This window comes from Streptomyces sp. NPDC052114, assembly GCF_040680155.1.
Lineage (GTDB): Bacteria > Actinomycetota > Actinomycetes > Streptomycetales > Streptomycetaceae > Streptomyces.
Genome location: NZ_JBFAWC010000011.1, coordinates 186,434 through 199,603, shown reverse-complemented (window position 1 = coordinate 199,603; position 13,170 = coordinate 186,434). Strand labels below are relative to the sequence as shown.

Below are 13,170 nucleotides of genomic sequence, written 5' to 3'. Positions count from 1 at the left end.
CAACCGCCCCCTGCGTTCCAGCCCGGAATACTCCGTGGCATAACAAGAGCGTCACAGCCTTGGTCCGACCACTCCACCTGGAACAAAGGCGCCCTTAGAGTCACGGCCAGTCACCGCGCCCACCGGATTCCTGTCAGTTCGGTTCCGCGCTCGACTCGGCATCCCAACAAGGGACAGCCGTGCCAGGGGAAAGGACTGATCGTGCGCCAACGTTCGCTCATAGCCATCACCGCCGCACTCACCGCGGGGGCACTCACCCTCACCGCCTGTGGCTCGCGCGACGACAAGGACAAGGACAGCGCCGGGGGCGGTGGCACCACGGTCATCATCGGCGTGGACGCGCCACTGACCGGAGAACTCTCCGCGCTGGGCCTCGGCATCCGCAACTCCGTCGACCTCGCCACCAAGCAGGCCAACGCCAAGAAGTACGTCGACGGCGTCACCTTCAAGATCCAGGCCCTCGACGACCAGGGCCAGCCCTCGTCCGGCCAGACCAACGCGACCAAGCTCGTCGCCGACAAGGAAGTCCTCGGCGCCGTCGGCCCCCTGAACTCCTCCGTCGCCGAGTCCATGCAGAAGGTCTTCGACGACGCCAAGCTCGTCCAGGTCTCCCCCGCCAACACCAACCCCGCCCTCTCCCAGGGCGCGGACTGGAACGGCGGCAAAAAGGTGCGGCCCTACAAGTCCTACTTCCGCACGGCCACCACCGACGCGATCCAGGGCCCCTTCGCCGCGCAGTACCTCTACAACAAGGCCAAGAAGAAGAAGGTCTTCGTCGTCGACGACAAGAAGACCTACGGCGCAGGCCTCGCCGCCACCTTCAAGGACGAGTTCACCAAGCTCGGCGGCAAGGTCGTCGGAACCGAACACATCAACCCCGACACCAAGGACTTCGGCGCCGTCGCCACCAAGATCCGCAACAGCGACGCCGACCTCGTCTACTACGGCGGCGAATACCCCCAGGCAGGCCCCCTCAGCAAGCAGATGAAGCAGGCCGGCTCCAAAGCCCCCCTCGTCGGCGGCGACGGCATCTACAGCGCCGACTTCATCAAGCTCTCCGGCAAGCAGGGCATCGGCGACTACGCCACCTCCGTCGGCCAGCCCGTCGAAGAACTCCCCTCCGCCAAGGAGTTCATCGCCAACTACAAGAAGGCCGGCTACAAGGAGGCCTACGAGGCCTACGGCGGCTACTCCTACGACAGCGCCTGGGCCATCATCGAAGCCGTCAAGAAGGTCGTCGACGACAACGACGGCAAACTCCCCTCCGACGCCCGCGCCAAGGTCATCGACGCCATGAAGGACGTCTCCTTCGACGGCGTGACCGGCAAGGTCTCCTTCGACGAGTACGGCGACGCCACCAACAAGCAGCTCACCGTCTACCAGGTCAAGTCGACCGACCCCAAGAGCGGCTGGAAGCCCGTCGAATCCGGCACCTACACCGGATCCAACTGACGTACGACCCGCAGCCCACGACACACCGCGCGGGGCGCCGCACCACAGCGCCCCGCGCGGCGTCGCATCCCCGTCGCACTCGTCACTGACCGTGCGGCCGCGCACAGGCCGATGAGCCACCGCACGACGGCCGCACGACACCGAAAGACTCGGAGGACCTGCGGTGCACGAACTGCCGCAACAGCTGGTCAACGGCCTGCTATTGGGATCCATGTACGGCCTGATCGCCATCGGCTACACAATGGTCTACGGCATCGTCCAGCTCATCAACTTCGCCCACGGCGAGATCTTCATGACCGGCGGCTTCGGCGCCCTCACCGTCTGGCTCTGGCTCCCCGCGGGCACCAGCGTATGGACCGCACTCCCCCTCATGCTCGTCGGCGCCATCTTCGTCTCCACCACCATCGCCATCGGCGCGGAACGATTCGCCTACCGGCCCCTGCGCGGCGCACCACGCCTCGCCCCGCTCATCACCGCCATCGGCCTCTCCCTCGCCCTCCAGCAAGCCGTCTGGGCCTGGTACCCCGAAGCCAAATCGGCCCGCTCCTTCCCCGAACTCCCCGGCGGCACCATCCACATCGGCTCCGTCACCATGCAGCCCGCCGACATCTTCCTGCTCGTCATGGCACCCCTCTGCATGGTCGTCCTCGGCTACTTCGTCATGAAGACACGCATCGGCCGCGGCATGCAGGCCACCGCCCAGGACCCCGACACCGCCAAACTCATGGGGATCAACACCGACCGCGTCATCGTCGTCGCCTTCGCCATCGGCGCCGCCTTCGCCGGCATCGCCGCCGTCTGCCGCGGCCTCAAATACGGCCAGATCGACTTCCGCATGGGATTCATCCTCGGCCTCAAAGCCTTCACCGCCGCCGTCCTCGGCGGCATCGGCAACATCTACGGCGCCATGATCGGCGGCCTCGTCCTCGGCCTCGCCGAATCCATGGCCACCGCCTACATCAACGACGTCCCCGGCATGGACAAACTCGGCGGCCAGTCCTGGGCCGACGTCTGGGCCTTCGTACTCCTCATCGTCGTCCTCCTCGTCAGGCCCCAAGGCCTCCTCGGCGAGCGCGTCGCGGACAGGGCGTGACCACCATGACCACACAGCACACCACGGCCGACAACGCCCACCCGCACAAGGACAAGGCCCCCACCGGACTCCTCCCCATCCCACCCGGCCCCGCCCGCGCACTCGCCACCGGCGGCGGCATCCTCACCATCATCTCCGCCTTCCTCGCCTGGACCTGGACCGCCGCATTCCCCGGCGACCTCACCGTCTACGGCTACCCCGGCGGCCTCCAATGGCTCGTCCTCATCGCAGGCGCCCTCACCACCCTCTACGCACTCGCCTCCTACGGCATCAAGGGCCTCCGCGTCATCGCCCCCGCCGGAGCCGACGCCGCCCTCAAATACGCCGCACTCGCCGCCTTCGCCACCACCTGGTACACCATGTTCGCCATCAGCGAGGAACTCGGCGGACTCGCCAACCTCGAACCCGGCGGCTGGATCGCGGCCCTCGCCACCCTCACCGCCCTCGTCGGCGCACTCGCCCTGCCCTTCGAACGGCCCCACACCTACCCGGTGGACCCCGAAGACAGCTCCTGGGAACAGTTCAAACACCGCGCGCGCAACAGCAAGACGACCCTCAAGGGCGCCTTCGCCGCCGAACCCGCCGCCCCGCCACGCAAACTGAACTCCTACGTCGAGATCCTCGGCATCATCGCCGCCCTCGCCGTCGGCCTGTTCGTCTTCACCTACGGCATCGGCACCGAATACGACCAGCTCTTCATCGGGTTCCTCATCACCGTCGGCCTCGGCTTCGCCGCACTCTCCAAAGCCGGCCTCGTCGCCTACGTCTCCGCCTTCACCGCACGACACCGCAACGTCACCCTCACCGGAGCGTTCCTCGCCGCCGCGGCCTTCCCCTTCACCCAGAGCGACGACCAATACGCCACCATCGGCGTCTACATCCTCATCTTCGCCACCGTCGCCCTCGGCCTGAACATCGTCGTCGGCCTCGCCGGACTCCTCGACCTCGGATACGTCGCCTTCCTCGGCGTCGGCGCCTACGCCGCCTCCATGGTCTCCGGATCCCCCGCCTCACCCTTCGACATCCACCTCCCCTTCTGGGGAGCCATCCTCGTCGGCGCCTGCGCCTCCCTGATCTTCGGCGTCCTCATCGGCGCACCCACCCTGCGCCTGCGCGGCGACTACCTCGCCATCGTCACCCTCGGCTTCGGCGAGATCTTCCGCATCGCCGCCAACAACTCCGACGGATCCTCCGGACCCGACATCACCAACGGATCCAACGGCATCTCCTCCATCCCCAACCTGAAGATCCTCGGCTTCGACTTCGGCGTCGAACACAGCATCCTCGGCTTCACCATCGGCCGATTCGCGAACTACTTCTTCCTGATGCTGCTCATCACCCTCGTCGTCGTCCTCGTCTTCCGCCGCAGCGAGAACTCCCGCATCGGACGCGCCTGGGTCGCCATCCGCGAAGACGAGACCGCCGCCCTCGCCATGGGCATCAACGGCTTCCGCGTCAAACTCATCGCCTTCGCCCTCGGCGCCTCCCTCGCCGGACTCGCCGGCACCGTCCAAGCACACGTCACCTACACCGTGACCCCCGAGCAATACCAGTTCGCCAACTCCGTACCACCCAACTCCGCCTTCCTCCTGGCAGCCGTCGTCCTCGGCGGCATGGGCACCATCAGCGGCCCCCTCGTCGGCGCCGCACTCCTCTACCTCATCCCCAACAAGCTCCAATTCCTCGGCGACTACCAGCTCTTCGCCTTCGGCCTCGCCCTCGTCCTCCTCATGCGCTTCCGCCCCGAAGGCCTCATCCCCAACCGCCGCCGCCAGCTCGAGTTCCACGAGGCCGAACTCAGCCCCGGCGAGACGCCGCCACCCGCAGCCCTCAGCAAGACAGGGGTCTGACCCAATGACAACCGACACCACCCAAGAGGACCGCACCCCGGCCACCCCGACCGGCCAGACCGTCCTCGACGCCCGCGGCGTCACCATGCGCTTCGGCGGACTCACCGCCGTCCGCTCCGTCGACCTCACCGTCAACAGCGGCGAAATCGTCGGCCTCATCGGCCCCAACGGCGCCGGCAAAACCACCTTCTTCAACTGCCTCACCGGCCTCTACATCCCCACCGAAGGCGAAGTCCGCTACAAGGGCGACGTCCTGCCGGCGAAATCCTTCAAGGTCACCGCCGCGGGAATCGCCCGCACCTTCCAGAACATCCGCCTCTTCGCCAACATGACCGTCCTCGAAAACGTCCTCGTCGGACGCCACACCCGCACAAAAGAAGGCCTCTGGTCCGCACTCCTGCGCGGCCCCGGCTTCCACAAAGCCGAAGCAGCATCCAAAGCACGCGCCCTCGAACTCCTCGAATTCGTCGGCCTCGCCGACAAGGCCGAACACCTCTCCCGCAACCTCCCCTACGGAGAACAACGAAAGCTGGAGATCGCCCGCGCCCTCGCCAGCGAACCCGGCCTCCTGCTCCTCGACGAACCCACCGCCGGCATGAACCCCCAAGAAACCCGCGCCACCGAAGAACTCGTCTTCGCCATCCGGGACATGGGCATCGCCGTCCTCGTCATCGAGCACGACATGCGCTTCATCTTCAACCTCTGCGACCGCGTCGCCGTCCTCGTCCAGGGCGAAAAACTCGTCGAAGGATCCAGCGAAACGGTCCAACAGGACGACCGCGTCATCGCCGCCTACCTCGGCGAACCCTTCGAGGAGAACAACTGATGACCGCACTCCTTGAAGTCGAGGACCTCCGCGTCGCCTACGGCAAGATCGAAGCCGTCAAAGGCATCTCATTCAGCGTCGAAGCAGGACAAGTCGTCACCCTGATCGGCACCAACGGCGCCGGCAAGACCACCACCCTGCGCACCATCTCCGGCCTCCTCAAGCCCGTCGGCGGCTCCATCACCTTCGACGGCAAAGCCCTCAGGAAATACCGCGCCGACCAAATCGTGTCACTCGGCCTCGCCCACTCCCCCGAAGGCCGGCACATCTTCCCCCGCATGACCATCGAGAACAACCTCCGCCTCGGCGCCTACCTCCGCTCCGACAAAGCCGGCATCGAAAAAGACATCAACCGCGCCTACGAACTCTTCCCCATCCTCGGAGAACGCAGAAAACAAGCAGCAGGAACCCTCTCCGGCGGCGAACAACAAATGCTCGCCATGGGCCGCGCCCTCATGTCCCAGCCGAAACTCCTCATGCTCGACGAACCCTCCATGGGCCTCTCACCCATCATGATGCAGAAGATCATGGAGACCATCGCCGAACTGAAATCCCAGGGCACGACGATCCTCCTCGTCGAACAGAACGCCCAAGCCGCACTCTCCCTCGCCGACGCCGGCCACGTCATGGAAGTCGGCAAGATCGTCCTCTCCGGGACCGGCCAGGACCTCCTCCACGACGAGTCCGTACGCAAGGCGTACCTCGGCGAGGACTGACCCTCCCCGCACCCGTCCGCACACGCGACGAGGCCCGCACCCCGGGTTCGGGGTGCGGGCCTCTTCGTCGTACGTACGCGTGCGGGCCTGGGCTAGCCCTTCGACGCCTTCTTCTCCTCGGCGTCCTCGATGACCGCCTCCGCGACCTGCTGCATCGACAGACGCCGGTCCATCGACGTCTTCTGGATCCACCGGAACGCGGCGGGCTCCGTCAGGCCGTACTCCGTCTGAAGGATCGACTTCGCCCGGTCCACGAGCTTGCGCGTCTCCAGCCGCTGCGAGAGGTCGGCGACCTCCTTCTCCAGCGTCTTCAGCTCCGTGAAGCGGGACACCGCCATCTCGATCGCCGGGACGACGTCACTCTTGCTGAAGGGCTTCACCAGGTACGCCATCGCGCCGGCGTCACGGGCACGCTCGACGAGGTCCCGCTGCGAGAACGCGGTGAGCATCAGGACCGGGGCGATGGACTCCTCGGCGATCTTCTCCGCCGCGGAGATGCCGTCGAGGACGGGCATCTTCACGTCCAGGATCACGAGGTCCGGCTTGTGCTCGCGGGCCAGCTCGACGGCCTTCTCGCCGTCACCGGCCTCGCCGACGACGCTGTACCCCTCCTCCTCCAGCATCTCTTTGAGGTCGAGCCGGATCAGGGCCTCGTCCTCGGCGATGACGACGCGGGTCGTCAGCGGCGGGACGTGCGACTTGTCGTCATCGGACACGTCGGTGGGCTGGGGCGACTCGGGGGCGGTCACGGGGGCTCCTCGTTCATGGCAGGTGCGCTGCCCTAGCAGGGTACCTAGCTGCGGTGTCACGCGGTGACCCGGTACACTTCCGGCAGCGCCTGGCCGGGTTGGTGGAACGGTATACACGGAGGTCTCAAACACCTCTGCCTGAGAGGGCTTGCGGGTTCGAATCCCGCACCCGGCACCTTCCAATGAAGCGGAGGTCCACGTTCTCGTGGACCTCCGCTTTTTGCTACACATGGCCACGTTTGGTTGCGCAGAGTGGTCGCATGAATTTTCACGGCACAGAGGTACGACAGCGTGCCCTTTCTCTTCTACGCGGCGGAGCCAAGAACGCAGAGGTCGCCCGCACGCTGAATGTGCCCCTCGGCACCATCGGCTACTGGCTCCATGTGGATCGCACCAAACGCGGAGAGTGTCCGGGCAGGCACGACCCTCGGTGCCCTCGCTGTGACGGCCGCGATCTCGACGAGGCCGCCTACTCGTACCTTCTGGGGCTCTACCTCGGAGACGGCCACATCGTCCAATATGCCCGACACCGAGTACCCAGCCTCATGATCACTTGTGGTGACACATGGCCGGGCCTGAAGGACGACTGCGAGCAGGCTATGCGCACAGTATTCCCCGATAACTCCGTCTGCCGGGTCGCCAAGGTCGGCTGCGAGAACATCAAGGTCTATTCGAACCACCTGCGGTGCATGTTTCCCCAGCACGGCCCCGGCAAGAAGCACGAGCGCACCATCACCCTCGAACCATGGCAGCAGGAGATTGTCGACACCCACCCTTGGGGCCTCGTCCGGGGGCTCGTCCACTCCGACGGCTGCCGCATCACGAACTGGACGACACGGCTCGTCGCCGGCGAGCGCAAGCGTTACGAGTACCCCCGGTACATGTTCACCAACAAATCCGACGACATCCGGCGCCTCTACACCGACACTCTCGACAATCTCGGCGTCGCCTGGACGCACTGCACCCGGCACGGGAACGCGTACAACATCTCCGTCGCCCGCAAAGCCTCCGTGGCCCTCATGGACGCCCACGTCGGGCCGAAGTACTGACAGGCCCCGTCCCCTACTTCGGGCTGTCGTCCTCGCCGATGTGGTGGATGCGGACGAGGTTCGTGGAGCCGGGGACCCCGGGCGGGGAGCCGGCGGTGATGACGACCGTGTCGCCCTTCCGGCAGCGGCCGATCTTGAGGAGGAGCTCGTCGACCTGGTCGACCATCGCGTCGGTGGAGTCGACGTGCGGGCCGAGGAGGGTCTCGACGCCCCAGGTCAGGTTGAGCTGGGCGCGGGTGGCCGGGTCGGGGGTGAAGGCGAGGAGCGGGATGGGTGAGCGGTAGCGGGAGAGGCGGCGGACGGTGTCGCCGGACTGGGTGAAGGCGACGAGGAACTTGGCGCCGAGGAAGTCGCCCATTTCGGCGGCGGCGCGGGCGACGGCGCCGCCCTGGGTGCGGGGCTTGTTCCGCTCGGTCAGCGGCGGCAGCCCCTTCGCGAGGATGTCTTCCTCGGCCGCTTCGACGATGCGGCCCATCGTGCGGACCGTTTCGACGGGGTATTTTCCGACGCTGGTCTCGCCGGAGAGCATGACGGCGTCGGTGCCGTCGATGACGGCGTTGGCGACGTCGCTGGCCTCGGCCCTGGTGGGGCGGGAGTTGTCGATCATCGAGTCGAGCATCTGCGTGGCGACGATGACCGGTTTGGCGTTGCGCTTGGCGAGTTTGATGGCGCGCTTTTGGACGATGGGGACTTGTTCGAGGGGCATTTCGACGCCGAGGTCGCCGCGGGCGACCATGATGCCGTCGAAGGCAGCGACGATGTCTTCGATGTTGTCGACGGCCTGGGGCTTTTCGACCTTGGCGATGACGGGGAGGCGGTGGCCTTCTTCGTCCATGATGCGGTGGACGTCTTCGATGTCGCGTCCGCTGCGGACGAAGGAGAGGGCGATGACGTCGAATCCTGAACGCAGGGCCCAGCGGAGGTCGGCTTCGTCCTTGTCGGAGAGTGCGGGGACGGAGACGGCGACGCCGGGGAGGTTGAGGCCCTTGTGGTCGGAGACCATGCCGCCTTCGACGACGGTGGTGGTGACGCGGGGTCCGTCGACCGCGGTGACCTGGAGGGTGACTTTGCCGTCGTCGACGAGGATGCGTTCGCCGGTGGTGACGTCGTCGGCGAGGCCGTCGTAGGTGGTGCCGCAGATCTGGCGGTCGCCTTGGATGCCGTTCTCGACGGTGATGGTGAATTCGTCGCCGCGTTCAAGGAGTACGGGGCCTTCGCTGAAGCGGCCGAGGCGGATCTTCGGGCCTTGAAGGTCGGCGAGGATGCCGACGCTGCGGCCGGTTTCCTCGGAGGCCTTGCGCACGCGCTGGTACCGCTCCTCGTGTTCGGCGTAGGTGCCGTGGCTGAGGTTGAAGCGGGCGACGTCCATTCCGGCTTCGACCAGTGCCTTGATCTGGTCGTACGAGTCGGTGGCGGGTCCCAGGGTGCAGACGATTTTTGCTCGGCGCATGCTTCGAGCCTAGGCCTTACCGGTGGGTAGAGAATTGGCCGGGCGTGACTACTCAACAACCTTTGCATGAAGGGTTATTGACAAGTGTTGAAGTGTGCGGGTGGGCGCTCCGATGAGCGATCACGGGGTGGGCTTGGGGTTCAATTCCGGTGGTGTCATGGTGAATCGGGCGTTGACCTGCGCGTAGACGTGCTGGCGTTGGGGTTCGAGGTCGAGGGGCGGTGCTTCTGTGGCGAGGTCGGGGGCGCCGTAGGAGGCGGCGCGCATGCCTCCGGCGGGGCCGCCGTAGCCGTAGGCGGGGGTGTTCTCGGCGCCGATGTCGGCGAGTTCGACGAGGGCGGCGAGGGTGGTGTCGAGGGCTTCGGCGTATTCGCGGGCGCGTTGGACGGCTTCGCGGACGGCGTGCTGGCGGGCGCGGCGGTGGACGGGTGAGTCGGGGCGCAGGGCCCACCAGGGTCCGTCGACGCGGGTGAGGTCGAGGTCGGCGAGGCGGGTGGTGAGTTCGCCGAGGGCGGTGAAGTCGGCGAGTTCGGCGGTGATGTGGACGCGTCCTTGGTAGGAGTGGATGCGTTCGCCGCGGCCGTGTTTGGTGAGTTGGGGGGTGATGGCGAAGGCGCCGGTCTCGAGTTTTTCGACGGCGTCGCCGTAGGTTTTGACGAGGTCGAGGGCGGTGGTGTTGCGGCGGGTGAGGTCGGCGAGGGCGTCGCGGCGGTCGGTGCCGCGGGCGCTGACGGTGATGCCGATGCGGGCGATTTCGGGGTCGACTTCGAGGCGGGCTTCGCCGCGGACGGCGAGGCGGGGGGCGTCGGGGGTTCCGTAGGGGGTGGCGGTGGGTGTGTCCATGGGGTCACTTTCGCATCATGCGGAGGTACCGGACAGTCACCGGATCGAAACCTGTGGGGGCTGTTGCGGTGGTGGTGGGCGGGTCAGAATCTACGCGCGCTGTCTACGCGCGTTACGTCGGTCGACCGAGGAGTACGAGAGATGCCGTTGAACCGCCGGAAGTTCCTGGGTACGTCTGCCGTCACGGGTGCGGGGGTGGCGCTGACGGGCGGGGGGCTCGCGCCGGCCGCGCGGGCGGCCGAGGGCGGGCGGGGTGGGCCGGGGCGGCGGAAGCGGTATGCGTTCACGGTGCTGGGCACGACGGATCTGCACGGGAATGTCTTCAACTGGGACTATTTCACGGACAAGGAGTTCGACGACAAGGACCACAATGACGTGGGTCTGGCGAAGATCTCGACGTTGGTGAACGAGGTGCGTGCGGAGAAGGGTCGCCGGAACACGCTGTTGATCGATGCGGGTGACACGATCCAGGGCACGCAGTTGTCGTACTACTACGCGAAGGTCGATCCGATCACGGCGGCGCGGGGTCCGGTGCATCCGATGGCGCAGGCGATGAACGCGATCGGGTACGACGCGGCGGCGCTCGGCAATCATGAGTTCAATTACGGCATTCCGGTGTTGCGCAAGTTCGAGGAGCAGTGTGATTTCCCGCTGCTGGGGGCGAACGCGCTGGATGCGAAGACGCAGCGGCCGGCTTTTCCGCCGTATTTCATGAAGCGGTTGCGTACGCCGCACGGCCGGGATGTGCGGGTGGCGGTGCTGGGGCTGACGAATCCGGGTATCGCGATCTGGGACAAGGCGAATGTGCAGGGGAAGATGACGTTCCCGGGTCTTGAGGAGCAGGCGGCGAAGTGGGTGCCGAGGCTGCGGTCGATGGGCGCGGATGTCGTGATCGTGTCGGCGCATTCGGGTTCGAGTGGTACGTCGTCGTACGGGGATCAGCTGCCGTATGTGGAGAACGCGGCGGGTCTGGTGGCGGAGCAGGTGCCGGGGATCGACGCGATTCTGGTGGGTCACGCGCACACAGAGATTCCTGAGTACTTCGTGGAGAACAAGGCGACGGGCAAGAAGGTGGTCCTGTCGGAGCCGTTGAAGTGGGGTCAGCGGTTGACGCTGTTCGACTTCGATCTGGTGTGGTCCAGGGGCCGTTGGACGGTGGAGAAGGTCGGCGCGAAGGTCTTGAACTCGAATGCGGCGGTCGAGGACAGGAAGATCACGAAGCTGCTCGCGGATGAGCACGAGAAGGTCGTGGCGTACGTGAATCAGGTGATCGGGACGTCGAAGGCGGCGATGAGTACGGCCGAGGGCCCGTACAGGGATGTCGCGATCATCGATCTGATCAATCTGGTGCAGCAGGAGACGGTGGCCGGGGCGCTGAAGGGTGGGGCGTATGCGGCGCTGCCGGTGTTGTCGCAGGCGTCGTGTTTTTCGCGGACGGCGCAGATTCCCGCGGGTGAGGTGACGATCCGGGATGCGGCGGGGTTGTATCCGTTCGAGAACACGTTGGAGGCGCGGCTGCTGACGGGTGCGCAGTTGAAGGAGTATCTGGAGTTCTCGGCGCGTTATTACGTGCGGACGGCGGCGGGTGGTCCGGTGGATCCGGCGAAGTTGACGAATGCGGAGAATATTCCGGATTACAACTATGACGCGGTGCGTGGTGTGACGTATGAGATCGACATCGCGAAGCCGGTGGGGTCGCGGATCGCGGAGTTGTCGTTCGAGGGGAAGCCGGTGGATCCGAAGGCGGAGTTCGTCCTTGCGGTGAACAATTACCGGGCGAGTGGGGGCGGGAATTTCCCGCACATCGCGGGTGCCAAGCAGTTGTGGGCGAATTCGGAGGAGATCCGGAACACGATCATCGGCTGGGTGAAGGCGAAGGGGACGATCGACCCGGGGCAGTTCGCGTCGGTGGACTGGAGGCTGACCCGGGACGGTACGCCGGTCTTCTAGGCGGGCTGGGTCTTCAGGGTGGTGAGGTCGACGGCGTCGGCGAGGGCCTTGGCTCCGGCGTCGTTGACGTGGAGGCCGTCGCCGCTGTCGTAGTCGTCGTGGATCCGGTCGGGGTCGGCGGGGTCCGCGACGGCGGCGGCGAGGTCGGCGTAGGCGTCGAAGGGGCTGTCGGTGCCGCGGATCCAGTCGTTGACCTCGCGGGCGACGGCGATGCCTTCGGGGGTGGAGTAGCCCTCGAAGAGGGTGTCCTTGTAGGGGCCGATGGTGGTGGCGATGGTGGTGAGGCCGGCGGCGTGGAGGCGGTCGGCGAGGGCGGTGAAGCCGGCGATGAGGTCGGCGGCGCTGGGGATGGGCGCGGGTTCGGGGTAGGCCTCTTGGCCGGGGATGCCGAGGTCGTTGAGGCCGAAGTGGATGAGTACGTGGGTGGCGCCGGGGACGTCGAGGACGTCGTGTTGGAGGCGGGCGAGGGCGTGTTCGCCGATCTCGTCGGTGAGCAGGCGGTTGGCGGAGAGGCCTTGGTTGACGATCCAGCCCGGGTGTCCGGCGGCGCGGAGGCGGTTGTTGAGCAGGTCGGGGAAGCGCTGGTCGGTGTCGGGGGTGGTGCCGGTGCCTTCGAACCAGGAGTCTCCGAAGGCGACGGTGACGGGGGTGCCGGTGGGGGCGAGGACGTCGGCGCCGCTGATGAAGTGGCGGGTGGCGAGTTCTTCGAGGCCTTCGGTGCCGTCGAGGGTGGGTGCGGTGAGGGCGTTGCCGGGGACGGTGTAGCCGGTGCGCAGGGGGATGGCGGAGTAGGTGGACAGGCCGGTGTCGTGGGGCAGCCAGAGGGTGACGGCGAGTTCGTCGCCGGTGTGCACGGTGCCTTCGACGGGGTCGGTGAGGATGTCCTGGCCTGCGGGGACGGTGAATTCTTCGGCGCCGGCGACGTGCAGGGGGGTGTCGGTGCCGGATTCGATGCCGCTTCCTTCGGTGCGTCTGGCGAGGCGGGCGCCGCCGATGTGGAGGGGTTCCTTGCCGTAGCGGTTGCTGAGGTGGATGCGCAGGGCGGTGCCGCCGCCGTCGAGGCGGATGATCTGGCGGAGTGTCTGGGCGTGGAAGCCGCGGAGTTCGAAGAGGTCGATGCTTTCGTGGGGGCTGATGACGGCGGAGCGGAAGGCGGCGGTCCAGGAGGCCGTGTTGTGTGTGGTCATGGTCG

The 13,170-nt window shown here is 66.6% G+C and carries 11 protein-coding genes and 1 tRNA gene; 8 read left to right on the top strand and 4 right to left on the bottom strand.

Features of this window, described 5'->3' with window-relative positions:
• The first annotated feature begins 201 nt into the window (after nt 1–201).
• The 5 genes from AB0L89_RS24970 (at nt 202) to AB0L89_RS24950 (ending at nt 5,937) form a co-directional block, all read left to right on the top strand.
• Nucleotides 202–1,452: a branched-chain amino acid ABC transporter substrate-binding protein gene (locus AB0L89_RS24970; protein WP_365144771.1), complete on the top strand. Its 1,251-nt coding sequence runs from the start codon at nt 202–204 to the stop codon at nt 1,450–1,452.
• Between the two features lie 163 nt (nt 1,453–1,615).
• Nucleotides 1,616–2,545, top strand: a complete 930-nt coding sequence (locus tag AB0L89_RS24965) for a branched-chain amino acid ABC transporter permease (protein WP_365144768.1) — start codon at nt 1,616–1,618, stop codon at nt 2,543–2,545.
• Nucleotides 2,546–2,550: 5 nt separating this feature from the next.
• Complete coding sequence (locus AB0L89_RS24960) at nt 2,551–4,395, top strand: branched-chain amino acid ABC transporter permease (RefSeq protein WP_365144765.1); 1,845 nt, start codon at nt 2,551–2,553, stop codon at nt 4,393–4,395.
• A 4-nt stretch (nt 4,396–4,399) separates the two neighbouring features.
• The gene (locus AB0L89_RS24955) at nt 4,400–5,221 is read left to right on the top strand and encodes an ABC transporter ATP-binding protein (RefSeq protein ID WP_237773595.1); all 822 of its coding nucleotides are present in this window, start codon (nt 4,400–4,402) and stop codon (nt 5,219–5,221) included.
• Entirely contained in the window at nt 5,221–5,937 is a 717-nt protein-coding gene (locus tag AB0L89_RS24950) for an ABC transporter ATP-binding protein (protein WP_365144761.1), read from the top strand. Before AB0L89_RS24955 ends, AB0L89_RS24950 begins: the two co-directional genes overlap by 1 nt.
• Nucleotides 5,938–6,029: 92 nt before the next feature.
• Here the strand turns inward: AB0L89_RS24950 and AB0L89_RS24945 are convergent, their stop codons facing one another.
• On the bottom strand, nt 6,030–6,686 hold the full coding sequence (locus tag AB0L89_RS24945) for a response regulator (RefSeq protein ID WP_365144758.1): 657 nt from the start codon (nt 6,684–6,686) through the stop codon (nt 6,030–6,032).
• A 92-nt stretch (nt 6,687–6,778) separates the two neighbouring features.
• Here AB0L89_RS24945 and AB0L89_RS24940 point away from each other — a divergent pair.
• Together AB0L89_RS24940 and AB0L89_RS24935 are read left to right on the top strand one after the other, a co-directional pair.
• Nucleotides 6,779–6,861 (top strand) — tRNA-Leu (locus AB0L89_RS24940).
• Between the two features lie 85 nt (nt 6,862–6,946).
• The gene (locus AB0L89_RS24935) at nt 6,947–7,735 is read left to right on the top strand and encodes a helix-turn-helix domain-containing protein (protein ID WP_365144755.1); all 789 of its coding nucleotides are present in this window, start codon (nt 6,947–6,949) and stop codon (nt 7,733–7,735) included.
• A gap of 13 nt (nt 7,736–7,748) precedes the next feature.
• Here the strand turns inward: AB0L89_RS24935 and pyk are convergent, their stop codons facing one another.
• Both pyk and AB0L89_RS24925 read right to left on the bottom strand, forming a co-directional pair.
• Nucleotides 7,749–9,185 carry a pyruvate kinase gene (gene pyk / locus AB0L89_RS24930; RefSeq protein WP_365144752.1) on the bottom strand — a complete coding sequence of 479 codons (1,437 nt, stop codon included), beginning with the start codon at nt 9,183–9,185 and terminating at the stop codon, nt 7,749–7,751.
• A 120-nt stretch (nt 9,186–9,305) separates the two neighbouring features.
• The gene (locus AB0L89_RS24925; protein ID WP_365144749.1) at nt 9,306–10,028 is read right to left on the bottom strand and encodes an SIMPL domain-containing protein; all 723 of its coding nucleotides are present in this window, start codon (nt 10,026–10,028) and stop codon (nt 9,306–9,308) included.
• A 141-nt stretch (nt 10,029–10,169) separates the two neighbouring features.
• On the opposite strand from AB0L89_RS24925, the gene AB0L89_RS24920 reads away from it, so the two are divergent.
• Nucleotides 10,170–11,978, top strand: coding sequence for a 5'-nucleotidase C-terminal domain-containing protein (locus AB0L89_RS24920; RefSeq protein ID WP_365144746.1), 1,809 nt, complete (start codon nt 10,170–10,172; stop codon nt 11,976–11,978).
• Here AB0L89_RS24920 and AB0L89_RS24915 read toward each other — a convergent pair.
• The gene (locus AB0L89_RS24915; protein WP_365144743.1) at nt 11,975–13,165 is read right to left on the bottom strand and encodes a GDSL-type esterase/lipase family protein; all 1,191 of its coding nucleotides are present in this window, start codon (nt 13,163–13,165) and stop codon (nt 11,975–11,977) included. The genes AB0L89_RS24920 and AB0L89_RS24915 overlap by 4 nt on opposite strands.
• Nucleotides 13,166–13,170 lie beyond the last annotated feature (5 nt).

Bases quoted from the DNA above. Each gene is read 5' to 3' on its own strand.
- AB0L89_RS24960 (WP_365144765.1), top strand. From the start codon at position 2,551: ATGACCACACAGCACACCACGGCCGACAACGCCCACCCGCACAAGGAC.
- AB0L89_RS24955 (WP_237773595.1), top strand. From the start codon at position 4,400: ATGACAACCGACACCACCCAAGAGGACCGCACCCCGGCCACCCCGACC.
- AB0L89_RS24950 (WP_365144761.1), top strand. From the start codon at position 5,221: ATGACCGCACTCCTTGAAGTCGAGGACCTCCGCGTCGCCTACGGCAAG.
- AB0L89_RS24935 (WP_365144755.1), top strand. From the start codon at position 6,947: ATGAATTTTCACGGCACAGAGGTACGACAGCGTGCCCTTTCTCTTCTA.
- pyk (WP_365144752.1), bottom strand. From the start codon at position 9,185: ATGCGCCGAGCAAAAATCGTCTGCACCCTGGGACCCGCCACCGACTCG.
- AB0L89_RS24925 (WP_365144749.1), bottom strand. From the start codon at position 10,028: ATGGACACACCCACCGCCACCCCCTACGGAACCCCCGACGCCCCCCGC.
- AB0L89_RS24920 (WP_365144746.1), top strand. From the start codon at position 10,170: ATGCCGTTGAACCGCCGGAAGTTCCTGGGTACGTCTGCCGTCACGGGT.
- AB0L89_RS24915 (WP_365144743.1), bottom strand. From the start codon at position 13,165: ATGACCACACACAACACGGCCTCCTGGACCGCCGCCTTCCGCTCCGCC.